This window comes from Alphaproteobacteria bacterium (assembly GCA_030740435.1).
In the GTDB taxonomy this organism is placed as follows: Bacteria; Pseudomonadota; Alphaproteobacteria; order UBA2966; family UBA2966.
The window spans coordinates 26441-49776 of record JASLXG010000059.1; the positions used below are offsets into that span (position 1 = coordinate 26441).

The following is a 23336-nucleotide window of genomic DNA, read 5'->3' on the forward strand; positions in this document are numbered from 1 at the left end:
AGACCCCTTCTTGCCCGTGCTCAGAACGTCTCGACGTAGCTGGTGTCGACCAGCGTTTCGATGGATATGCTGGCCGGCACTAAATTCTCGGACTTGAACCAGGCCAGTTGGTCCTTGACGTTGGTCAGGTTGAGCCGGGCATTCTGGTTGATGCGCATGGCGCCGTTACGGATCGAGGGCGCCGCTTTTTCGTAGGGCCGGCTGGCGTAAACGTACTTGTGAACCAGCTTGACCATGGCTTCGGCGGCCTCGGCACCGGCCGACTTGTCGACCAGGGCGGCGTTGAAATCGGCGGCGCCTTGCGAGAAGGCAGCGAGAAACCGCTTCACCAGGTCGCGCTTGTTGGCGGCGTTGTCGGCCGAGGTGAAGACGGTGGTCACCTGGTAGTCCGAGATATAGTCGGCCACCATGCCGATGGGCTTGACCGTGCCGCCCTTGGCCAGCGCCTTGGCGATGTGGGGCACGATGGACCAGGCATCGATCTGGCCCGACTTCAGGGCTCCGATGATGGCCCCGACCTTGTGCAAGGGCTTGAGCTTGATGTCCGAGGTGGCAAAGCCCTCCTTCTGGGCGATCTTGGCCGCCATGTAGTGGAACGAAGACCCGGTCTGGGTGATGCCGAAGCTGCGGCCCTTGAGCTTGGCCGGGCTGGTGATGCCAGCGTCATAGGCCGCTTTCGAGACCAGGATGATCTGGCCGTCGATGCCCTTCTCTTCCTGGAGCGCGCCGCCGACGATCTTGATGGCGCCCTTTTCGGCCAGGCGAATGAGGCCGCCGGAGATGGCGGTGACGCCGAAATCGACGTCGCCCGAGGCGATGGCCACGGCCATGGGCTGGGCCGCCTGGAAGAACTTGAACTCGACCTCCAGCCCGTGCTGCTTGAAATAGCCCCGTTCGAAAGCCACGAAACTGGCCGAATGGGAGGTGAAGCGCAAGGCGCCGACGGCGATCTTGTCGGCCGCGGCGGTGGTGCCCACAAAACTTGACAAAGCCGCGGCAACGATCAGGCCGGTAGCCGCCAGGCTGGCAATTTGTCTCTTGCTAACGGAAAGCATGTTTTCCTCCCTTTGCTGCCGCGATGTTCGATATCGGCGCGGGTTCCAAGGCGTAGTGTTGGCCAGGCACGGGGCCGGGTCAATGGGCGGTTGCCGTGGCCGTTCAACTCAGGCGGCAGGCCACAACCAGATCGCGGCAAGGGCCGTTCTTGACGACTTCGTCCGCCACCCGGGCGATCTCGGGTGCCAGCCGGCGGTCGCTGGCGATGAAGGGCACGCGTTCGCGAACCGCTTGATAGGCCGGAAGCAGCGCCTCGCTGGTGACCAGCGGCGCGTGGAAATCGATGCCTTGGGCCGCCGCCATCAGCTCGATGGCGATGATGGTGGCGGCGTTGTCCACCATGTCGGCCAGGCGGCGGGCGGCAAACGTCGCCATGCTGACGTGGTCTTCCTGGTCGGCCGCCGTGGGAATGCTGTCGATGCCGGCGGGATGGGCCCGCGATTTGTTTTCGCTGGCCAGGGCCGCGGCGGCGATCTGCGGGGCCATGAAGCCCGAGTCGAGCCCGGGCTCGGCCACCAGGAAAGCCGGCAGGCCGCTCATGGCGGTGTTGGTCAAAAGGGCGATGCGTCGTTCCGCCAGGTTGCCGATCTCGGCAATTGCCAAAGCCAACGTGTCGGCCGCCAGGGCCACCGGTTGGGCGTGGAAATTACCGCCTGACAGCACCTCGCCCGAGGCGGCGAAGACCAGCGGATTGTCGCTGACGCCGTTAGCCTCGCGCTCCAGCAAGCCGGCGGCGAAGCGCATGGCATCGAGGCAGGAGCCCATGACTTGGGGCTGGCAGCGCAGCGAGTAGGGGTCCTGGACCCGGTGACAGGTGAGGTGGGAGGCGCGAATGCCGCTGCCTGCCAGCAGGGTGCGCAGCGCCTCGGCCACGTCGGTCTGACCGATCTGTCCCCGCACCGCCTGGATGCGGGCATCGAAGGGCACGTCGCTGCCCAGCACGGCATCAACGCTGAGGGCACCGGCCACGATGGCGGCGGCGAAAACGTCATGGACGCCGAACAATCCCACCAGCGCCAGCGCCGTCGAGACTTGCGTCCCGTTGAGCATGGCCAGGCCTTCTTTGGGGCCGAGCACGTAAGCGCCGATGCCGGCCGCAGCCAGGCCCTCGGCGGCCGGTGCGACGCGGCCCTCGATGCGCACCTCGCCCTCGCCGATAAGCGCCGCCGTCAGATGGGCCAGCGGCACCAGATCGCCCGAGGCACCGACCGATCCCTTGCTCGGCACGCAAGGCAGGACATCGGCCGCGAGGAAGGCCAGCAACGCTTCCACCAGGCCCCGGGATACCCCGGAATGGCCGCGCCCCAGCGCCGCCAGCTTGAGCACCAGGATCAGCCGCACCACAGGGTCGGGCAGCAGTGGCCCGCTGCCCGCCGAATGGGAAAGCACCAGCCGGCGCTGCAACTCGGCCAAGTCGTCGGCCCCGATGGCCTGGCTGGCCAAGGGGCCAAACCCCGTGTTGAGACCGTAGATCGTCTGCCCCGAGGCGATGACGTCGGCCACAGTCTGGTGCGCCGCTGCTATGGCGGACCAGGCGCTTTTCGGCATCTCCAGCGGGCCGGATCCCTGCATCAGCGCCCGGAGCTCGGCAAGGCGCAATTCGCCGGGAACCAGGGTGGTGGTTACCACCGGCCCTAGCCTTCGACCATGGGCAGCTTGAGACCAAATTCGCGGGCGCAGGCCACGGCTTCTTCGTAACCGGCGTCGGCGTGGCGCATGACGCCGCTGGCCGGATCGTTGGTCAGTACGCGCTCGATGCGGCGTGCGGCCGCGGCGCTGCCGTCGCAGACGATGACCATGCCGGCGTGCTGCGAATAACCGATGCCGACGCCGCCGCCGTGGTGGATGCTAACCCAGGTGGCGCCCGAGGCGCAGTTGAGCAGTGCATTCAAGAGCGGCCAGTCGGCCACCGCATCCGAGCCGTCGCGCATGCTTTCGGTCTCGCGGTTGGGGCTGGCCACGGACCCCGAATCGAGATGGTCGCGGCCGATCACCACCGGCGCCTCGAGCTCGCCCGATGCCACCATGTCGTTGAAGGCGAGACCGACGCGGGCGCGCTCGCCCAATCCCAACCAGCAGATGCGCGAGGGCAGACCCTGGAACTGGATGCGCGCCCGCGCCATGTCGAGCCAGTGATGCAAATGACGATCGTCGGGCACCACCCGTTTGACCATGGCGTCGGTGCGGTAGATGTCTTCGGCATTGCCCGATAGCGCCGCCCAGCGAAAGGGCCCGCGGCCCTGGCAGAACATAGGCCGCACGTAGGCCGGCACGAAGCCGGGATAGTCGAAGGCGTTGGCCACGCCCACGTCCTGGGCCATCTGGCGCAGGTTGTTGCCGTAATCGACGCAAGCGACGCCCTGGCGGTGGAACTCCAGAATGGCGCGCACCTGAACCGCCATCGAATCCTTGGCCGCCGCCTCGACGCCGTGGGGATCGCTCTCCTGGCGTTCCTCCCAGTCGGCGAGCTGCCAGCCCAGCGGCAGGTAGCCGTGGGTGGGGTCGTGGGCCGCCGTCTGGTCGGTGACCAGATCGGGCCGCACCTCGCGGCGCACCAGTTCGGGAAAGGCCTCGGCGGCATTACCCACCAGGCCGATGGAAACCGCCTCGCGGGCCTTGGTGGCCTCGGCGATGCGGTTTAGCGCAGCGTCGAGGTCGGGTGCCATCTCGTCGAGGTAACCCGATTCGAGCCGCCGTTCGATGCGGCTTGCCCGGCACTCCACGGCCAGCAGCGAGGCCCCGGCCATGGTGGCGGCCAGGGGCTGGGCACCGCCCATGCCGCCGAGGCCGGCGGTGAGGATCCAGCGCCCCCCGAGGTCGCCGCCGAAGTGTTGGCGGCCGGCCTCGACGAAGGTCTCGTAGGTGCCCTGGATGATGCCCTGGCTGCCGATGTAGATCCACGAGCCGGCCGTCATCTGGCCGTACATCATCAGGCCCTGGCGGTCGAGTTCGTTGAAGTGATCCAGCGTCGCCCAGTGCCCCACCAGGTTGGAATTGGCGATCAGCACGCGGGGTGCGTCGGCGTGGGTGCGGAAGACGCCCACGGGTTTGCCGGACTGGACCAGCAGGGTTTCCTCGTCGCCCAGCTCGCTGAGCACCTCGACGATGCGGTCGTAGCATTCCCAGTTGCGCGCCGCCCGGCCGACGCCGCCATAGACCACGAGTTCTTCGGGCCGCTCCGCCACCTCCGCGTCGAGGTTGTTCATGAGCATGCGCAGCGGCGCTTCGGTGAGCCAACTGCGGGCCTGCAAGGTGGTGCCGCGCCGGGCGCGAATCTTCCGCGTGTTGTCGAGGCGGCCGCCGGACGTATCGCTCATAAGGCCCCCTTCGTGCCGCAGTCCTAGTCCCTAACCTAGCGCCCCCACCACCCCGCTTCCAGCCCCGCTTCTTTCGCTGTCCACGAGGCCGACGACCGCTCAGGACCGCCAACGCAGAAATTAGCGCTCGGCCATGCCGAACAGCCAGGCCACCACGAGCCCCATGACCGAGAGCAGCGCCACGCCTGCGATCAACTGGGCGGTTGCCCAGGTCGCTGCCGCTAAGCCTTCGTTAAGCGAAGTTGGGGCAGACTGGAGCCATGAGAACGATAGCCGCACTTGCGATATTTTTGTTGGCGCCCGCGCTGGCGCAGGCCGAGCAGAAAATCGTCATCAGCGAAAAGAATTGCCGCTACCTGGTGCGCCACACGCCCAGCGACGACGTGGCCTACAAGCCCGGCGTCGACGTGCGCGGCAAGCCCGTCAAGTCGGCCGATCTCGAGGGCGGCTATCAGCTCGATCTCCCAGAAGACTATTCCTTCGACATCACCCACAAGGTTTTCGGCGCCCTCAAGCACAAGGCCGGCAAGCTGGGCGACAGCGCCATGACGCTGGGCCGGGTGACGGTGAGCCGGGGCGGCAGCGTCAAGTTCAACGGCAAGCGCCTCGGCCGCAAGGAAAAGCAGGCCGTGGCCGCCGCCTGCCGCGAGCGTAAGCCGAAAAAGAAGAAGTAGCTGCCGTCGCGGTCGTTGCTATCGTCCCCCGCTTTTCCTAAAGTTTGGCCGGCCTGATATCGTCCCCTGGTCCGGAACCCCCATGCGCCTATCGCAATACTTCCTGCCGACGCTCAAGGAGAACCCGAGCGAGGCCCAGATCGTTTCGCACCGGCTGATGCTGCGAGCCGGCATGGTGCGGCAATCGAGCGCCGGGATCTATTCCTGGCTGCCGCTGGGCTTTCGCGTGCTCAAGAAGATCGAAGCCATCGTGCGCCAGGAACAGGACCGGGCGGGCTGCCAGGAGCTCTTGATGCCGACCATCCAGCCGGCCGATCTGTGGCGCGAGAGCGGACGCTACGAGGATTATGGCCGCGAAATGCTGCGCATTACAGACCGCCATGAGCGCGACATGCTCTATGGCCCCACCAACGAGGAGCAGATCACCGACATCTTCCGCCAATCGGTGCGCAGCTACCGCGATCTGCCGCGCTTGCTCTACCACATCCAATGGAAGTTCCGCGACGAGGTCAGGCCGCGCTTCGGGGTCATGCGCGGCCGCGAGTTCCTGATGAAGGATTCCTATTCCTTCGACCTCGACTACGCCGGGGCCAAGCATTCCTACAACAAGATGTTTGTTTCCTATTTGCGCACCTTCGCCCGGCTCGGCCTGACAGCCATTCCCATGGCCGCCGACACCGGGCCCATCGGCGGCGACCTGAGCCACGAATTCATCATCCTGGCCGATACCGGCGAAAGCGAGGTGCACTGCCACGCGGATTATTTGGATTTCGAACCCTTGGCCGCGGAGGTGGAATACGATTCGGACCTCGAGCCCTTCGTGGCCGAGCGCACGAAACTTTATGCCGCCACCGACGAAAAACACGACCCGGCCGCCTTCGAAGCGCAAGTGCCCGAGGCCAAACGCGTCAACACCCGCGGCATCGAGGTGGGGCATATCTTCTATTTCGGCAACAAATACTCGACCGCCATGGGCGCCACCGTGCAGGGCCCCGATGGCGAGGCCGTGGCCGTCGAGATGGGTTCCTACGGCATCGGCGTCTCGCGCCTGGTCGGTGCCATCATCGAAGCCAGCCACGACGAGGCCGGGATTATCTGGCCCCAAAGCGTGGCGCCCTTCGACGTCGGATTGGTCAACTTGAAGGCCGGCGACGCGGCCTGCGATGCCGCCTGTGCCGAGCTCGAGCAGAGCCTGTCCGGCCATTGCGAAGTGCTACTCGACGACACCGGCGAGCGCGCCGGGGCCAAGTTCGCCACCATGGACCTGATCGGCCTCCCGTGGCAGCTCGTGGTCGGGCCGCGGGGGCTCAAATCCGGCACCGTCGAGCTCAAATCGCGGGCCACGGGCGAGCGTGAGGAGCTCTCGCCCGAATCGGCCCTGGCCCGCCTGACGGGATAACGGCATGTTTTCCGCCTTCGAGTGGATGATAGCTGTGCGCTATCTGAGGCCGCGCCGCCAGGAGGGCTTCATTTCCGTCATTGCCGCCTTTTCGCTGCTCGGCACGGCGCTGGGGGTGGCCACGCTGATCGTCGTCATGGCGGTGATGAACGGCTTTCGGGTCGAGCTCCTCGACCGCATCCTGGGGCTGAATGGCCACATCGTGGTGCAGGATGTCGAAGGCGGTGTGCGCAATTACGACGCGCTCTCCGACAAGCTGCGCCAAGTCGCGGGCGTGGTGGCGGTGACGCCGGTGCTCGAGGGCCAAGTCATGGCCATGGCCAAGAGTAACGCCAGCGGTGCCCTGGTGCGCGGCCTCAAGGCCGGTGACCTGCGCGCCCGCAGCGTCGTCGCCGGCAAGATCGTGGCCGGCTCGCTGAAGGATTTCGAGGGCCCCGACGCTGTCGTCGTGGGCAGCCGCCTGGCCCGCAAGCTGGGTCTCACCGTGGGCCGGCCCATCACCATCGTGGCGGCCAAGGGGCGTGCCAGTCCCATGGGCATGGTGCCGCGCATGCGGGCCTACCGCATCGTCGCCACCTTCGAAGTGGGCATGTACGAGTACGATTCGAGCTTCATCTTCATGCCGCTGAAGGCGGCGCAAGTGTTCTTTCGCCGCGGCGCCAGCGTCAGCGGCATCGAGGTCATGGTCGAGGATCCCGACGACCTGGCGGCGGCCCGCCAGCGGCTCTTCGAAGCCGTGCCCGGCGGCCTCAGGCTCTATGACTGGCAGCAGGCCAATTCGCATTTCTTCACGGCGCTTCAGGTCGAGCGCAACGTCATGTTCCTGATCCTCACCCTGATCATCATCGTCGCCGCCTTCAACATCATCTCCGGCCTCATCATGCTGGTGAAGGATAAGGGCAGCGACATCGCCATCTTGCGCACCATGGGGGCGACGCGCGGCGCCATCATGCGCATCTTTTTGATCAGCGGCACCAGCATCGGCGTCAGCGGCACGCTGCTGGGCCTGGTGCTGGGGCTGCTGTTCGCCGACAACATCGACATCATCCGGGTTTGGTTCGAAGGCCTGACCGGGGCCGAGCTGTGGGCCGCCGAGATCCGCTTCCTGTCCAACCTGCCGTCCCGCATCGACCCGACCGAGGTTTCGGCGGTGGCTGGCATGGGGCTCGGACTTTCCTTCCTGGCCACGCTTTATCCCTCGTGGCGGGCCTCGCGCATCGATCCGGTGGAGGCGCTGCGCTATGAGTGACGTGGCCCTGGAATTGCGCCAAATCGAACGCACCTTCGTGCAGGGTGGCGTCGAGCTCATGGTCCTGCGCGGGGCTACTCTGGAACTGGCGGCCGGCGAGATCGTGGCGCTGCTCGGTCCTTCGGGTTCGGGCAAGTCGACGCTTCTGCACGTTGCCGGCCTGCTGGAACGCGCCGACGGCGGCGAGGTCTCTATCGCCGGCCGGGCCTGCAACGCCATGTCCGAGGGCGAACGCACGCTGACGCGGCGCCACCGACTGGGGTTCGTCTACCAGCATCATCATTTGTTGCCCGAATTTTCGGCCCTGGAAAACGTCGTGCTGCCGCAGATGGTGAACGGCCGCAGCCGCCGCCAGGCCCGCCAACGGGCCGGGGAGCTGCTGGCCCGTTTTGGCCTTGCCGAGCGTCTGAGCCACCGCCCGGGGCGGCTTTCGGGGGGCGAGCAGCAGCGCGTCGCCATCGCCCGCGCCGTGGCCAATGAGCCGTCCGTGCTGCTGGCCGACGAGCCCACCGGCAATCTCGACCACGACACCGCCGACGGCGTCTTCGCGGAGCTTCAGGAAGAGGTTCGCAAGCGCGGCCTGGCCGCCCTGGTTGCCACCCACAACACCGACCTGGCGCGCCGCATGGACCGCGTGGTGACGCTACGCGAAGGAATATTGGAAACGGCATGAACGAACCCCTGACCGACGTTCGCCAGATCTCGCACATCGCCTATGGCTTCATGGCCTCGAAGGCGCTGTTTGCCGCCCTCAACGTCGAGCTTTTCGGACACCTCGACAAAGGGGCGCGGGATATCGAGGCGCTGGCGGGCGCCACCGGGATGACGCCCCAGGGCCTGGAGACCTTGCTGGCAAGTTTGCTCAGCCTGGGCCTCCTGGTGCGCGACGGAGACGACTATGCCAACGCGCCGGCCACCGCCAGCTACCTGGTGCCCGGGGCCAAGGCTTATTTCGGCGATTACTACCGCTTCCAGATCGACCGCCAAGTCTATCCCAACTTCATCCACCTGGACGCCGGATTGGCGGGTAACGAGGAAGGCCTGGCCCACGATTCCTTCAGCGGCTGGGTCGAGGACGCCCAAATGGCGGCGGATTTTTCCCGTGCCCAGCATGCCGGATCATTGGGGCCGGCGCTGATGATGTCCGATCGCATCGATCTTTCCGGCCGCCGCCGGCTGCTCGACGTGGCCGGCGGCACCGGCGCCTACAGCATCACGTTCTGCCGCCGCCAGGCCGAACTGGTTGCCACCATCATCGATTTTCCCAGCGTCATCGAAGTGGCCAAGGGCTACGTCACGGCGGCCGGCCTGGAAGACCGGATAACGCTGCAAGCGGGCGACGCCCTGGCCGAGGAATGGCCCGGCAACCAGGACGTCGTCCTGATGTCCTATTTCCTCAGTGCCGTCGGCGGCGGCGATATCGAGACCCTCTTGGGCCGGGCCTGGCAGGCCCTGGCGCCTGGCGGCCGGCTCATCGTGCACGACTTCATGCTCGACGACGACCGCGCCGGACCGGCCCAGGCGGCGGCCTGGTTCCTGGTCTACCTGCCGCTGCGCACCGACGCCGTCTCGTTCAGCGCCGCCGAGCTCGAGCCCCTGATCGCCGGCCACGGATTCGAGGGCATCCAGGACCAGGTGATGATCCCGGAGATCACCAAGGTGATCACGGCAGAGAAGCCGGGTACCGGCTGATACCTGTACGGTGCCACCACATCAGGTGGTTTTCCCAAATCTATCCACAAGAAATTGGTTCGTTCCGCCGCTGTTCTCTTCAATCCGAGGAGGCGACGTGGCATCATCGCTGACGCTTCAGACGGGCCACCTTCATGCCCCACGCCAACTTCGTTCACCTGCGCGTCCATACCGCCTATTCGCTGCTCGAGGGAGCGATTCGCAGCGACGTCCTGGTCGAGCTTTGCCAACGCCACGACATGCCGGCGGTGGCGCTGACCGACAGCGGCAACCTGTTCGGCGCGCTGGAATTCTCCGAGGCTCTGGTCAAGGGGGGTGTCCAACCCATCGTCGGCACGGCCCTGGGGCTGCTGCGCCAAGAAGGTTCGGCCGCCAGCGGCCATGCCGCGCCGGGCTCGGAGCAACACGAAGCCGATGCCATCGTGCTGCTGGCCCAGAACGAGGTCGGCTACGGCAATTTGATCCGGCTTTCCAGCCGCTCGTTCCTGGAATCCGAAGCCCATGTGGTGGCGCTGCCGCTGGCGGCGCTGGAGGGCCATTGCGAGGGGCTGATCGCACTCACCGGCGGGCCCGACGGTCCCGTTGCCAGGCTGCTGACCGAGGGCCGCGAGGACCAGGCCAAGGCCTTGCTGGAACGCCTGGCGGGGCTCTTTCCCGGGCGTCTCTATGTCGAGCTGCAGCGCCACGGCCTGGCGGACGAGGACCGCGTTGAGGGGGCGCTGGTCGAGCTCGCCTATGGCCTGGATCTGCCACTGGTGGCGACCAACGAGGCCTACTTCACCGAAGCCGGAATGTTCGAAGCCCACGACGCCCTGATCTGCGTCGCCGAGGGTGCTTTCGTCAGCCAAAGCGAGCGCCGCCGGCTGACCCCCGAACACCGCTTCAAGTCGCCCGAGGAAATGACGGCGCTTTTCGAAGACCTGCCCGAGGCCGTCAATAACACCATCGTCATTGCCCGGCGCTGCGCCTACCGGCCGCCGCTGCGCCAGCCCATCCTGCCGCCCTACGAGAGCGCCGACGGCCGCGACGAAGGGCTCGAGCTCACGGCCCAGGCCGAGGCCGGGTTGGAGATCCGGCTGGAAGCCCAGGTATTCGCCGCCGAGATGAGCCCGGCCCAGCGCGTCGAGGCAGCGAGGCCTTACCGCGAGCGCCTGGCCTTCGAGCTTGGCGTCATCATAGAGATGGGTTTTTCCGGCTATTTCCTGATCGTCGCCGATTTCATCAAGTGGGCCAAGGAACAGGGCATTCCGGTGGGTCCGGGCCGCGGCTCGGGGGCCGGTTCGGTGGTGGCCTGGGTGCTGACCATCACCGACCTCGATCCACTGCGCTTCGGTCTGCTGTTCGAGCGCTTTCTCAATCCCGACCGCGTCTCGATGCCGGATTTCGACATCGACTTCTGCCAGGACCGGCGCGACGAGGTCATCCATTACGTGCAGCAAAAGTACGGCCGAGACCGGGTGGCCCAGATCATCACCTTCGGCAAGCTGCAGGCCCGGGCCGTCTTGCGCGACGTGGGCCGGGTGCTGGAGATCCCCTACGGCCGCGTCGACGGCATCTGCAAGATGGTGCCCAACAATCCGGCCAACCCGGTGTCGCTGGGCCAGGCCATCGCCGACGAGCCCCGGTTGCAGCAGGAACGCGACGGCGACCCGGCCATCGCGCGGCTATTGGACATCGGCCTCAAGCTGGAGGGGCTCTACCGCCACGCCTCGACCCACGCCGCCGGGGTGGTGATCGGCGACCGGCCGCTCGATACCCTGGTGCCGCTCTACCGCGATCCCCGTTCCGACATGCCGGTGACGCAGTTTTCCATGAAATACGTGGAAATGGCCGGCTTGGTGAAGTTCGACTTCCTCGGCCTCAAGACCCTGACGGTGATCGACAAGACGTTGAAGCTGTTGCTGGCGCGGGGCGAAGAGATCGACATCGCGGCGATCCCGCTCGACGATCCCGGCACCTACGAGATGCTGGCCCGGGGCCACACCATCGGCGTCTTCCAGTTTGAAAGCCGTGGTATGCAGGACCTGCTCAAGGATGCCGTACCCAGCAACATCGAGGACCTGATCGCCCTGGTGGCGCTGTTTCGTCCCGGTCCCATGGAGAACATCCCCAAGTACGTCACCTGCAAGCACGGCAACGACACGCCCGAGTTCCTGCACGACACCATAACGCCGGTCACCAATGACACCTACGGCGTCATCATCTACCAGGAACAGGTGATGCAGATCGCCCAGGTTTTCGCCGGCTACAGCCTGGGCCAGGCCGACATCCTGCGCCGCGCCATGGGCAAGAAGATCAAGGCCGAGATGCGGGCCCAGCGCGACACCTTCGTGGCCGGCGCCGTCGAGCGCGGCGTCGAGCCCGACCGCGCGGCTTACGTCTTCGACCTGGTCGAGAAGTTCGCCGGCTACGGCTTCAACAAGGCGCATTCCGCAGGCTACGCCCTGGTGGCCTACCAGACGGCCTGGCTCAAGCAGAATTTCCCGGTCGAGTTCATGGCCGCCTCGATGACGCTGGACATGGGCAATACCGACAAGCTCGAGGTCTTCCAGCGCGAACTCGAGCGCCTCGGCATCCCCCTGGAGCCGCCCGACATCAACCGCTCAGAGGTCGAGTTCGCCGTCGAATACCCGCAAAACGGCGGCAAGCCCGCCATCCGCTACGCCCTGGCGGCGATCAAGAACGTTGGCCGCCAGGCCATGGTCGCAGTGCTGGAGGAGCAGGGGCAAGGCGGTGCTTTCGCCGATCTTTTCGACTTCGCCGGGCGCATCGATCCCCGCGCCGTCAACAAGCGCCAGGTCGAGAACCTGGCCCGCGCCGGCGCCTTCGACGGGCTCGATGACAACCGTGCCCGGGTCTTCGCGGCGGCCGAACAGATCGTGCGTCATGCCCATTCGGCGGCCGAAACCCGCGAGAGCCAGCAGGAAAGCCTGTTCGGCGGCGAGGGCGGCGCCAGCTTGGCGGCACCGGCGCTGCCCGAGGTCGAGCCCTGGCTGCCCATGGAGAACCTGGAACATGAGCGCGAGGCGCTGGGGTTCTATCTTTCGGTCCACCCCCTCGACGCCTTCGCACCCGACCTCGAGCGCCTCGGCGTCATGTCCTATGGCGAACTGGCCGGCCGGCGCCACGGAGAGGTTGCTGGGGCACGGCTGGCCGGTACCGTGATGAGCGTGCGCGAGCGCAGCGGCAACGGCCGCGGCCGCTTTGCCTTCGTGCAACTCTCCGACGCCAGCGGCGGCTATGAGGTGGTGATCTTTGCCGAGCTTTATGCCGCCCAGCGCAAGTACATCGAGGCCGGTGCCAACCTTTTGCTGAGCGTCGAGATCAAGCCCGACGGCGAAGGGTTCCGACTGTCCGCCACCGACCTCAGGCCGCTGGACCAGGTCGTCGCCGCCGCTGCCGCCGGCCTTGCCATTGCCATCACCGACCCCGCTTCCGTGGACCGCCTGCGGCGCCTGATCGAATCCCAGGCCAAGCCGGGCAAGGGCCGGATCTGCCTGCTGGTGCGCTTCGACGAGGGCCGCCAGGAGGCCGAGATCGAGCTCAGCCAGCACTTCGCCATCTCGCCGCCCTTGCGTGAAGCCATCGCCCACGTTCCCGGGATCGGCACGGTCAAGAACATCTAATAGCCGCCCGAGGCGGGAATTCGCTTGCAAAGCCGGCCGAACGGCGTTACCTAGCGCGCTTCTGAAAAACCTCACGCGGGAACGCGGCGTTCAGGACAGACATCCCCTGCGTCGCTCCGGTGCCGGCACCGTCCGGCTCTCTCCCGCGGCGGACCAACCGGAAAAGGAATACAGCATGGCGATGCCAACCTTCACCATGCGCCAGCTCCTGGAAGCTGGCGTTCATTTCGGCCACCAGACGCACCGTTGGAACCCCAAGATGTCGTCCTACATCTTCGGCGACCGCAACGGCGTCCACATCATCGATCTGCAGCAGACCGTGCCGCTTTTGTATCGCGCCCTGGAAACCACCCGTGACTTGGTGGCGGCCGGCGGCCGGGTGCTCTTTGTCGGCACCAAGCGCCAGGCTTCGGAGCCGGTGACCGAGGCGGCCAGGCGCTGTGGTCAATACTACGTCAACCACCGCTGGCTGGGCGGCATGCTGACCAATTGGAAGACCATTTCCAATTCCATCAAGCGCCTCAAGGACCTGGACGAGCAGCTATCCGAGGAAAACCTCGGCCTGACCAAGAAGGAAATGCTCAAGCTGACACGGGAGCGCGACAAGCTGGAACGCGCGCTCGGCGGCATCAAGGAGATGGGCGGTCTGCCCAACCTGATGGTGGTCATCGATACCAACAAGGAAGATATCGCGGTCAAGGAGGCGGTGAAGCTGGACATTCCCGTGGTGGCGGTTATCGATTCCAATTCGGACCCGGCCAACATCACCCATCCCATTCCCGGAAACGACGATGCGCTGCGGGCCATCAACCTCTATTGCGAACTGTTTTCGCGGGCCGTGCTCGACGGCATCCAGCAGGGGATGGCGGCCGACGGTGCCGATTTGGGCGAGGCCGAGGAACTGGCCGCCGAGGAATTGCCACAGGCTGCCGAGGATGCCGCCGAGGATGCCACCGAGGATGCTGTCGAGGAGAAGCCCGACGCGCCCGCCGAGAAGCCCTCCGAGGCCTCTACCGAAGCGCCTGCCGAAGAGGCTACCGAAGCGCCTGCCGAAGCGCCTGCCGAGGAGGCTACCGAAGCGCCCGCCGAAGAGGCTGCTGACGCGCCTGCCGAGGCTGTGGTGGAAGCTCCAGCAGAGGCTCCCGAAGAGGTACCTGCGGCAGGGGTCTAACGCATGATAATATATGTATTTCCAACTCGTTATGAACAATTTCTTATATTCGAGGTGAAGTAATGGCTGACGTCACCGCTGCCATGGTGAAGGATCTGCGCGAACGCACCGGCGCCGGCATGATGGATTGCAAGAAAGCCCTGGCCGAGAACGCCGGCGATACCGAGGCGGCCGTTGACTGGCTGCGCACCAAGGGCCTGGCGGCGGCTGCCAAAAAGGCCGGCCGGGTGGCTGCCGAGGGCCTGATCGGAATGGCCGGTAGCGGCGCCGCCGCGGCCCTGGTCGAGGTCAATTCGGAAACCGATTTCGTGGCCCGTAACGAGAGCTTCCAGGCTTTTGTCGCCGGCGTGGCCCAGGTCGCCCTGGCCCAGGGCGGTGATTTCGCGGCTGCGCAGGCGGCCGGCTATCCCGGAGAACAGCGCACCATCGACGAGCAGGTCAGCCAGATGGTGGGGACCATCGGCGAAAACATCCAGTTCCGCCGCAGTGCCGGACTGGCCGTCTCGGAGGGCGTGGTGGCGGCCTATATGCACAACGCCGTGAGCCCCGGTCTGGGCAAGATCGGCGTCATCATTGGCCTCGAATCGGCGGCTCCCGCGGCCGCTTTGGAGGCGCTGGGCAAACAGCTCGCGATGCACGTCGCGGCGGCCGCACCCCTGGCCGTCGAGGTCGCCGGTCTCGACCCGGCGGTGGTCGATCACGAGCGTTCCGTGCTCAGCGAACAAGCAAGGGAATCGGGCAAGCCCGACGAGGTGGTGGCCAAGATGGTCGAAGGCCGGCTGCGCAAGTTCTATGCTGAATCGGTGCTGTTGGAGCAGGTTTTCGTCATCGACGGCGAAACCAAGGTAGCCAGCGTGGTGGCACAGGCGGCCGCCGATCTGGGCAGCGAGATCAAGGTCACGGGCTTTTACCGTTTCGCCTTGGGCGAGGGCATCGAAAAGCGCTCGGAGGATTTCGCGGCCGAGGTTGCCGCCGCCCAGGGCGGCTGAAGCGATTCGGCGTATTCGCCGCTACCGTCTACCGCCGCGACTACCCCTGGTGTAAGGTTGCGCCCGCCTGGTGCCGGGGCCCATTCGCTGGCGACCCCCCTTAGCCGGGCGATGGGAGTCGACATGGCGTCAGCGGCAACATATCGCCGGGTTTTGCTGAAAACCTCTGGCGAGGCCCTGATGGGCGACGGCGAGTACGGCATCGACTACGACACCGTCGACAGCATCGCCCAGGATATCGCCGCGGTGCACGCGCTCGACGTCGAGGTCTGCCTGGTCATAGGCGCCGGCAACATCTTCCGCGGCATCGCCGGGGCGGCGGCCGGCATGGAGCGGGCCAGTGCCGACTACATGGGCATGCTGGCCACCGTGATCAACGCGCTGGCCATGCAGAATGCGCTCGAGCGCCTCAATGTTACCACCCGGGTGCTGTCGGCCATTCCCATGGCCACGGTGTGCGAGCCCTACATCCGCCGCCGTGCCATCCGGCACCTGGAGCGCCGCCGCGTGGTGATCTTCGCGGCCGGCACCGGTAATCCCTTCTTCACCACCGACACCGCGGCGGCGCTGAGGGCGGCCGAGATGGGCTGCGATGCGCTGCTCAAGGGAACGCAAGTCGATGGCGTCTACGATGCCGATCCCAAGATCACGCCCGGGGCCCGGAGATATGATAGGCTCGACTATCTTGAGGTGCTGTCCCGCGACCTCAAGGTGATGGATGCTGCGGCGGTGTCGCTGGCCCGTGAGAACGGCATCCCGATTCTGGTATTTTCCTTGCGGGACAAGGGTGCCTTCGCCGAGGTGGTGTGCGGCCGGGGCGCTTGTACGATCATTTCCACCGATCCCGCCATTTCCGCTGGGGAGGAGAGCAGTGGCTGACGAACCGGATCTCGACGATATCGAACGCCGCATGAACGGTGCGCTGGAGGTGTTGAAGCAGGAATTTGGCGGGCTGCGTACCGGGCGCGCCTCGGCCAGCCTGCTCGAACCCGTGCTGGTAGAGGCCTACGGCAGCCAGATGCCGCTCAACCAACTGGCCACCATCAGCGTTCCCGAATCCCGCCTGCTCACCGTGCAGGTCTGGGACAAGGGCATGGTGAAGGCCATCGAGAAGGCCATCCAAAGCGCCGGCCTGGGCCTCAATCCCTCGGTCGAGGGGCAGCTCCTGCGAGTGCCGATCCCGGAGCTCAACGAGGAACGCCGCGTGGAAATGACCCGGGTCGCCGGCAAGTATGCCGAACAGGCCCGGGTAGCGGTGCGCAACGTGCGCCGCGATGGCATGGAAAAACTCAAGAAGATGGAGAAGGAGGGCGATCTCTCACAGGACGACCAGCACCTCTATGGCGACGAGATCCAGAGCATGACCGATCGCATCATCGGCCTGCTCGACGAGGCGCTGGCGACCAAGGAAACGGAGATCATGCAGGTCTGAACCATGGAGGCCTTGACGTCCAGCCCACCGGGCCCCACGCCCCGTCACGTCGCCATCATCATGGATGGCAATGGACGCTGGGCCAAGGCTCGCGGCCTGCCCCGGGCGGCTGGGCACCAGCGCGGGGCATCGGCGGTGCGCAAGGTCGTCGAGGGCTGTGTCGATCTCGGTATCTCTTATCTCACGCTCTATGCCTTTTCCTCGGAAAACTGGAAGCGCCCGCCGGCCGAGGTCGACGATCTGATGGGGCTGTTGCGGCTCTATCTGCGGCGCGAGATCAGCGACCTTAACGGCAACAACGTCCGTGTCCGCTTCATCGGCATGCGCCACGATTTGGCCAAGGACATCTGCGCGCTGATCGACGAGGCCGAGGGCGTCACCGCCGGCAACGACGGCATGACCCTGGTCATCGCCCTCAATTACGGCAGCCACAACGAAATATTGGCAGCTTGCCGGCGCCTGGCGGAACAGGCGGCAGCCGGAACCTTGGTGCCGGCGGATATCGACCAGGGGGCTTTCGAGCGCTGCCTCGATACCTCGGATATCCCCCATCCCGACCTGATCATCCGGACCAGCGGCGAGCAACGGCTGAGCAACTTTCTGCTCTGGCAGGCGGCCTACGCCGAGCTCATGTTCATCGACACGCTGTGGCCCGATTTCTGTCTGGCCAACCTCGAACAGGCGATTGACGAGTACCAGCGCCGTGATCGCCGCTATGGGGCCGCGAGTGGCTGAAGCGGCACTCGGCAGCCTGCGTCTGAGGCTTATTTCCGCCGCCGTGATGATCCCTCCGGCCCTGGTGCTGGCGCTGTTTGGCGGCTGGGCCTTCGCGGCCTTGGTTGGCCTGGCCGGGTTTTTCATGGTTGGGGAATGGGACCGGCTCAGCGCCGGCGGGGGCGGCGGGGGCTTTGTATTGGTCTGGCAACAACTGGTGGTGCTGGGCGCCATCGCCGTGACGGCACTGGGGCGGGCGCCCGATGCCACCCTGGTGGTGGCCATGGGGGCGGTGTTGTCGCTGGTCATCGTCTCGCGCAGCCAGGCACGGCGGCACTGGCCGGCGCTGGGGATCGTGTACATCGGTCTGCCCTGCATCGCCATCGTTTGGCTGCGCCAGGGATCGGAACTGGGGCTCGAGACCCTGGTCTGGATGCTGGCCCTGGTTTGGGCCACCGATTCCGCGGCCTATGCCGCCGGGCGCCTGATCGGCGGGCCACGGCTGACGCCGCGGCTCAGCCCCAAAAAGACCTGGGCCGGGCTGGCCGGCGGGGCGCTCGGAGCGGCCTTGGTGGGAGCTTTGACGGCGGCGCTGCTGGGCCACGCGTCGCTCTGGTTCCTGGTCCTGCTGAGTGCCTTGTTGGCCCTTGTCTCGCAGGCCGGCGACATCTTCGAATCGGCTCTCAAACGCCACTTCGACGTCAAGGACAGCGGCACCTTGATCCCCGGCCACGGCGGCGCGCTCGACCGTCTCGATGGTTTGCTTTTCGTTGCCTTGGCGGTGGCCATGCTGACGCTGTTGCGTCAGCGCGAGGTCTTGGCTTGGCCGTGATCTTGCCCCAAGAAAAAACCCACGAACGCTCCGCGGCGCTGCCGGCGCCACGTCGCATCAGTATTCTCGGCTCGACCGGATCGGTGGGCTGCAACACCATCGACCTGATCGAACGCCAGCCCGAGCGCTACAAGATCGAGGCCCTGACCGCCAACCGCAACGTCGCCTTGTTGGCGGAACAGGCCCGACGCCTACGGCCCCGCCTGGCGGTGATCGGCGACGAGGCGCGCTTTGGCGCGCTCAAGGAAGCCCTGGCCGGCAGTGGCATCGAGCTGGCCGCCGGTCCCGCCGCCCTGGTCGAGGCGGCCCAGCGGCCGGCCGAGTGGCTGATGGCCGCCATCGTGGGCGCAGCCGGCCTCGAGCCCACCCTGGCGGCGCTGCGCCGCGGCGCCATCGTGGCCTTGGCCAACAAGGAATGCCTGGTCTGTGCCGGCGAATTGATGATGGAGGAGGTGAACCGGAACGGCGCCACGTTGCTGCCCGTCGATTCGGAGCACAACGCTATCTTCCAGGTCTTCGACTTCGCCCGGCGCGACGCCGTCGAGCGCATCATCCTGACCGCTTCCGGCGGCCCCTTCCGCACCCTCGACCGGGCCGTCATGGCGCACGTCACGCCGGCCCAGGCCGTGGCCCACCCGAACTGGAACATGGGGGCCAAGATCTCGGTCGATTCGGCGACCATGATGAACAAGGGGCTGGAGCTGATCGAGGCCCATCACCTGTTCGACCTGCCGGCCGAGAACATCGAGGTGCTGATCCACCCCCAATCGGTGGTACACAGCCTGGTGGCCTACGTCGACGGCTCGGTGCTGGCCCAGCTCGGCACGCCCGACATGCGCACGCCCATCGCCTATACCCTGGGCTGGCCCGAGCGCATGCCGGCCCCGGCCGAACGCCTCGATCTGGCGGCCCTGGGCCAGCTTTCCTTCGAGCCCCCCGATCTCGAGCGTTTTCCGGCGCTGCGCCTGGCCCGCCTAGCCTTGCAAAGCGGTGGGGCCGCCCCTACTATCCTCAACGCCGCCAACGAGGTCGCGGTTGCCGGTTTCCTGGGAGGCGAGGTCGGGTTTCTCGAAATCGCCGGTATCGTCGAAGAGACCCTGGCAACCATGCCGCTGGATAAACCGGCCTCGCTCGATGCGGTGTTTGCCGTCGATAGCGAGGCCCGGAGGGTGGCTGAGGAGTTGATCGCCCGCGTTCGCGATCGGCTCTGATCAAGAGCCCAGGTGGCCCCGCCCGCGACCAGCCCACGAGTTTGAGTGAATGGACCTTATCAGCGGCATTCTCAATTACCCCGTCGCTTTCCTGTTCGTGCTGACCGTCGTGGTCTTCGTGCATGAATTCGGGCACTACATGGTGGCGCGTTGGTGCGGCATCCGGGTCGAGGTTTTCTCGATCGGCTTTGGGCCGGAAATCTTCGGTTGGGACGATTCTCGCCAGACGCGCTGGAAGGTGAGCTGGATTCCGCTCGGCGGCTACGTCAAGTTCTTCGGCGATGCCGATGCCACCTCGCAACCGGACCGTGACACCGAGCGCACGACGGAAGAGCAACGCCAGACCTTCCAGGCCCAGCCGCTGTGGGCGCGGGCGGCCGTGGTGGCGGCCGGGCCGGTGACCAACTTCATCGCCGCGGTAATCATTCTCAGCGGTCTTTTCGTCGTCGTCGGGCAACCCTTCACGCCGCCCGTGGTTGACAAGATCCTGCCCGGCACGGCGGCGGAGGAGGCCGGTTTCGAGATCGGCGACCGTATCAAGGAGATCGATGGCCGGGCCATCATGCGCTTCGAGGAGTTGCAACAGATCATCATGGCCAGCCCCGGCCAGCGTCTCGACGTCGTGGTGCTGCGCGGCAATAAGCGCCTGGCACTGGGCGTGACACCGGGCACCCGGTTGCTGGAGGACCGATTTGGCAACCAGCATAAGGTGGGATACCTGGGCATCCAGCGCAGCGCGCTGGATCACATCAAACACGGGCCCTTCGATGCCGTCTGGTATGCCACGCGGGAGACCTATTATTTCACTACCCAAACGCTGCGGAATCTGGGCCAGATCATTACCGGCCTGAGGCCGGCCGACGACCTGCGCGGCCCCATCGGCATCATCAGGATGTCGGGCCAGGCGGCCCAGCTCGGCATTTCCTCGCTGCTGCAATTCACCGCCATCCTGTCGATCAGCCTGGGCCTGATCAATCTCTTCCCGGTGCCGCCCTTGGATGGCGGGCATTTGCTCTATTACGGCTTCGAAGCGGTCCGCGGTCGGCCGCTGGGCCACCGGGCGCAGGATTTCGGCGTCGGAATTGGGCTTGCGCTGGTGGTCATGCTCATGGTCTTTGTCACGCGAAACGATCTTGTTGATCTTGAGGTTTTCGATTTCTTTGCTCGACTATTTTCCTAAGGCCGCCGTGGGGGCCGGATTGATGCGCCGATGGGCGAGACAGGCAGGGATGGGGGCCATGCTTGTGGTCGTCTGCCTGATGCTGGCCACACCGCTGGCCGCCCAGACCCGATCGGCCGGCTCGATCAGCGACATCCTGGTCGAGGGCAACCAGCGCATCGAGGCGGCGACCATCAGTTCCTACATGACCATCGCCATCGGCGATGCCTTCGATGCCGGCAATATCGACCGCTCCCTCAAGGCCCTGTTCGCCACCGGCCTTTTCGCCGACGTCAGCATCGGCCAAAAGGGCGCGGCGCTGGTGGTGCGGGTGGTGGAAAACCCGGTCATCAACCGCATCGCCTTCGAAGGCAACAAGCGCCTCGACGACGAAACCCTGAATGCCGAGGTGCAGCTCAGGCAGCGGGTGGTCTACACCCGCTCGCGGGTGCAAAGCGACGTCCAGCGCATCGTCGAGCTCTATCGCCGCAGCGGCCGCTTTGCCGCCACCGTGGAGCCCAAGGTCATCCAGCTCGAGCAAAACCGTGTCGATCTGGTTTACGAGATCAACGAAGGCAAACTGACCGAGATCCGTAAGATTACCTTCATCGGCAACCATGTTTTCAGCGACCGCCAACTGCGCTCGGTCATCGCCACCAAGGAATCCCGCTGGTACCGCTTCTTGACCAGCGACGACACTTATGATCCCGACCGTCTCTCGTTCGACCGCGAACTCCTGCGCCGCCACTATCTGGCCAACGGCTACGCCGATTTCCGCGTGGTCACGGCCATGGCCGAGCTGAGCCGCGACCGGCGCGACTTTTTCGTTACCTTCACCATCGAGGAGGGCGAGCCCTACCGCTTCGGCAAGATCGACATCGAATCGGGTATTCGCCGCCTCGATCCCGACAGCCTGCGCCATCTCGTCACCTCACCCAGCGGCGAGAGCTACAACGCCGAGCAGATCGAGGAAACCATCGACGCCCTGACTTTCGAGACCGGCCGTCGGGGCTATGCCTTCACCGAAATCCGTCCGCGTCCCAAGCGCAACCGTGAAGACCGCACCATCGACGTCACCTACGTCGTTGCCGAGGGGCCCAGGGTCTACGTCGATCGCATCAACATCGTCGGCAACGTTCGCACTTTGGACAAAGTGATTCGGCGCGAATTCGAGATCTCCGAGGGCGACGCCTTCAACACCGCCAAGCTGCGCCGCTCGCGCCGCCGCATCCGTGGGCTCGGCTTCTTCGACAAGGTGGAAATCAAAGACGACCGCGGCCTCTTGGACAGCAAGACGCTGGGCGCCGCCGAGGGCCAGTTTGCCGAGGACCGTACGGTCATCACCGCCGAGGTCAAGGAGCATTCGACGGGCGAGCTCAGTTTCGGGGCCGGCTATTCGACTACCGAACAGTTCATCGGCGACATCAGCGTGCGCGAGCGCAACCTTTTGGGCCGCGGCCAGGACCTGCGCCTGGGCCTCAACCTTTCGACCCGGCGCCAGCAAGTGGACCTCTCTTTCACCGAGCCGCACTTCCTGGAGCGCAATGTGGCCGCCGGCTTCGATATCTTCAACATCCGCCGCGATCGCCAGCGCACCTCGTCATTCGACGAGAGCACCAGTGGCCTGACACTGCGGGCGGGCTATCCCATCGCGCTGAATTTGCGCCAGAGCGTGCGCTATTCGATCCGTCACGACGTCATCGACAACTTCGGCAGCAACGCTTCGCGCTTCGTTCTCGAACAGTCCGGCGGCCGGGTGTCGTCGACGCTGGGCTACACCTTGATCTACGACCTGCGCGACGACCGGCTGGTGCCCACCGAGGGATACGTGGTGCGTTTCGGCCAGGACCTGGCCGGTTTCGGCGGCAACGTCCGTTATCTGAGGAACGCCCTCTCCTACGCCTACTATCAGCCGCTGTGGGATGACTGGGTGGGCTCGCTCTCGTTCAGCGAGGGCTTCATCCAGGGCCTGGGCCAGCGCGTCGGCATTTCCGATCGTTTCTTCCTGGGCGGCAACAACTTCCGTGGCTTCGCGCCGTCGGGCGTCGGGCCACGGGACAAGGTGTCGCTCGATTCGCTGGGCGGAAAGCTCTACTATGTGGGCACGGCGGAATTAACGGCACCAATCGAGATGCTACAGGATTATGGCATTTTCGGTCGCATCTTCACCGAGATGGGCAGCCTCTCGGACGCCGACGTGGCGAGCAAGGAAAACCTCTTCGACGTCGGCTCGGTGCGTGTTTCGTCGGGTGTCGGATTGTCGTGGCGTTCGCCGCTGGGGCCCATTCGCCTCGATTTCTCTAGTGCCTTGCGCCGCGAGCGCTTCGACGAGACCGAAACCTTCCGCTTCAGCTTTGGCACCCGGTTTTGAGCAATGACTTTTCCGTCCCAGACCATCCGCAACAGCCTGATCCTTATCGGCCTTTGTGCAGCCATTGTGGTCGCCGGCCCATCGGCGCAGACGGCCGAGAAGGCAGCAGACAAGCAAAAGCTGCCATCGGCGGTAATCGCCGTTATCGATCTCAAGCTCATCCTGCGTGAGGCCCAGGCTACCAAGAGCGTGCGGGCCCAAATAGAGAAGTTCCGGGCCGTCTATCTGGCCGAAATGAAAAAAACGGAAGCCGCGCTGAATACCGAACAGGAGGAACTCAAGCGGCAACGGACCCTGCTCTCGCCCGAAGCCTTCGGACAACGCCGGCGCAAATTCGAGGACAAGGTGGCCGCCGTTCAGCGCCAGGCCCAGGACCGCTCGCGGCGCCTCGAGCGGAGCTATTCCAGCGCCATGAACCAGCTGCGCCGCGCCATGCTGCCCATC

General features: G+C 65.7%; 19 protein-coding genes. 16 read left to right on the forward strand and 3 right to left on the reverse strand.

From position 1 onward, the window contains the following. Window positions 1–20: 20 nt before the first annotated feature. The 3 genes from QGG75_06980 to QGG75_06990 all read right to left on the reverse strand — a co-directional run bounded on the left by QGG75_06980 (window position 21) and on the right by QGG75_06990 (window position 4373). Window positions 21–1055 (reverse strand): ABC transporter substrate-binding protein, encoded by a 1035-nt coding sequence (locus QGG75_06980; GenBank protein MDP6066981.1) that lies wholly within the window; start codon window positions 1053–1055, stop codon window positions 21–23. Between the two features lie 103 nt (window positions 1056–1158). Then, the gene (hutH, locus tag QGG75_06985; GenBank protein ID MDP6066982.1) at window positions 1159–2685 is read right to left on the reverse strand and encodes a histidine ammonia-lyase; all 1527 of its coding nucleotides are present in this window, start codon (window positions 2683–2685) and stop codon (window positions 1159–1161) included. 5 nt (window positions 2686–2690) lie between these two features. Beyond that, complete coding sequence (locus QGG75_06990; protein MDP6066983.1) at window positions 2691–4373, reverse strand: urocanate hydratase; 1683 nt, start codon at window positions 4371–4373, stop codon at window positions 2691–2693. A gap of 260 nt (window positions 4374–4633) precedes the next feature. Here QGG75_06990 and QGG75_06995 point away from each other — a divergent pair, with 260 nt between their 5' ends. The 16 genes from QGG75_06995 to QGG75_07070 form a co-directional block, all read left to right on the forward strand. Further along, window positions 4634–5047, forward strand: coding sequence for a hypothetical protein (locus QGG75_06995; protein ID MDP6066984.1), 414 nt, complete (start codon window positions 4634–4636; stop codon window positions 5045–5047). 82 nt (window positions 5048–5129) lie between these two features. After that, window positions 5130–6446: a proline--tRNA ligase gene (locus QGG75_07000; protein ID MDP6066985.1), complete on the forward strand. Its 1317-nt coding sequence runs from the start codon at window positions 5130–5132 to the stop codon at window positions 6444–6446. 4 nt (window positions 6447–6450) lie between these two features. Continuing rightward, window positions 6451–7695, forward strand: a complete 1245-nt coding sequence (locus QGG75_07005; protein MDP6066986.1) for a lipoprotein-releasing ABC transporter permease subunit — start codon at window positions 6451–6453, stop codon at window positions 7693–7695. Beyond that, complete coding sequence (locus QGG75_07010) at window positions 7688–8368, forward strand: ABC transporter ATP-binding protein (GenBank protein ID MDP6066987.1); 681 nt, start codon at window positions 7688–7690, stop codon at window positions 8366–8368. The genes QGG75_07005 and QGG75_07010 overlap by 8 nt, the downstream gene beginning before the upstream one ends. Next, window positions 8365–9387: a methyltransferase gene (locus QGG75_07015; GenBank protein MDP6066988.1), complete on the forward strand. Its 1023-nt coding sequence runs from the start codon at window positions 8365–8367 to the stop codon at window positions 9385–9387. The genes QGG75_07010 and QGG75_07015 overlap by 4 nt, the downstream gene beginning before the upstream one ends. A gap of 134 nt (window positions 9388–9521) precedes the next feature. Then, entirely contained in the window at window positions 9522–13013 is a 3492-nt protein-coding gene (gene dnaE, locus QGG75_07020) for a DNA polymerase III subunit alpha (GenBank protein MDP6066989.1), read from the forward strand. 175 nt (window positions 13014–13188) lie between these two features. Next, entirely contained in the window at window positions 13189–14184 is a 996-nt protein-coding gene (gene rpsB / locus QGG75_07025; protein ID MDP6066990.1) for a 30S ribosomal protein S2, read from the forward strand. Window positions 14185–14246: 62 nt separating this feature from the next. Continuing rightward, window positions 14247–15173, forward strand: a complete 927-nt coding sequence (gene tsf / locus QGG75_07030; GenBank protein ID MDP6066991.1) for a translation elongation factor Ts — start codon at window positions 14247–14249, stop codon at window positions 15171–15173. 123 nt (window positions 15174–15296) lie between these two features. Then, on the forward strand, window positions 15297–16052 hold the full coding sequence (gene pyrH, locus QGG75_07035) for a UMP kinase (GenBank protein ID MDP6066992.1): 756 nt from the start codon (window positions 15297–15299) through the stop codon (window positions 16050–16052). Continuing rightward, window positions 16045–16605: a ribosome recycling factor gene (gene frr, locus QGG75_07040; protein MDP6066993.1), complete on the forward strand. Its 561-nt coding sequence runs from the start codon at window positions 16045–16047 to the stop codon at window positions 16603–16605. Before pyrH ends, frr begins: the two co-directional genes overlap by 8 nt. A gap of 3 nt (window positions 16606–16608) precedes the next feature. Continuing rightward, a complete protein-coding gene (locus tag QGG75_07045; GenBank protein MDP6066994.1) occupies window positions 16609–17340 on the forward strand; it encodes an isoprenyl transferase in 732 nt (243 codons plus the stop codon). Further along, window positions 17333–18151, forward strand: a complete 819-nt coding sequence (locus tag QGG75_07050) for a phosphatidate cytidylyltransferase (GenBank protein MDP6066995.1) — start codon at window positions 17333–17335, stop codon at window positions 18149–18151. Before QGG75_07045 ends, QGG75_07050 begins: the two co-directional genes overlap by 8 nt. After that, the gene (locus QGG75_07055) at window positions 18148–19362 is read left to right on the forward strand and encodes a 1-deoxy-D-xylulose-5-phosphate reductoisomerase (protein ID MDP6066996.1); all 1215 of its coding nucleotides are present in this window, start codon (window positions 18148–18150) and stop codon (window positions 19360–19362) included. The genes QGG75_07050 and QGG75_07055 overlap by 4 nt, the downstream gene beginning before the upstream one ends. 49 nt (window positions 19363–19411) lie before the next feature. After that, entirely contained in the window at window positions 19412–20542 is a 1131-nt protein-coding gene (rseP, locus tag QGG75_07060; protein MDP6066997.1) for an RIP metalloprotease RseP, read from the forward strand. A 58-nt stretch (window positions 20543–20600) separates the two neighbouring features. Beyond that, complete coding sequence (gene bamA, locus QGG75_07065; protein MDP6066998.1) at window positions 20601–22892, forward strand: outer membrane protein assembly factor BamA; 2292 nt, start codon at window positions 20601–20603, stop codon at window positions 22890–22892. 3 nt (window positions 22893–22895) lie between these two features. Beyond that, the coding region (locus tag QGG75_07070; GenBank protein ID MDP6066999.1) for an OmpH family outer membrane protein at window positions 22896–23336 on the forward strand (441 nt) is incomplete at its 3' end.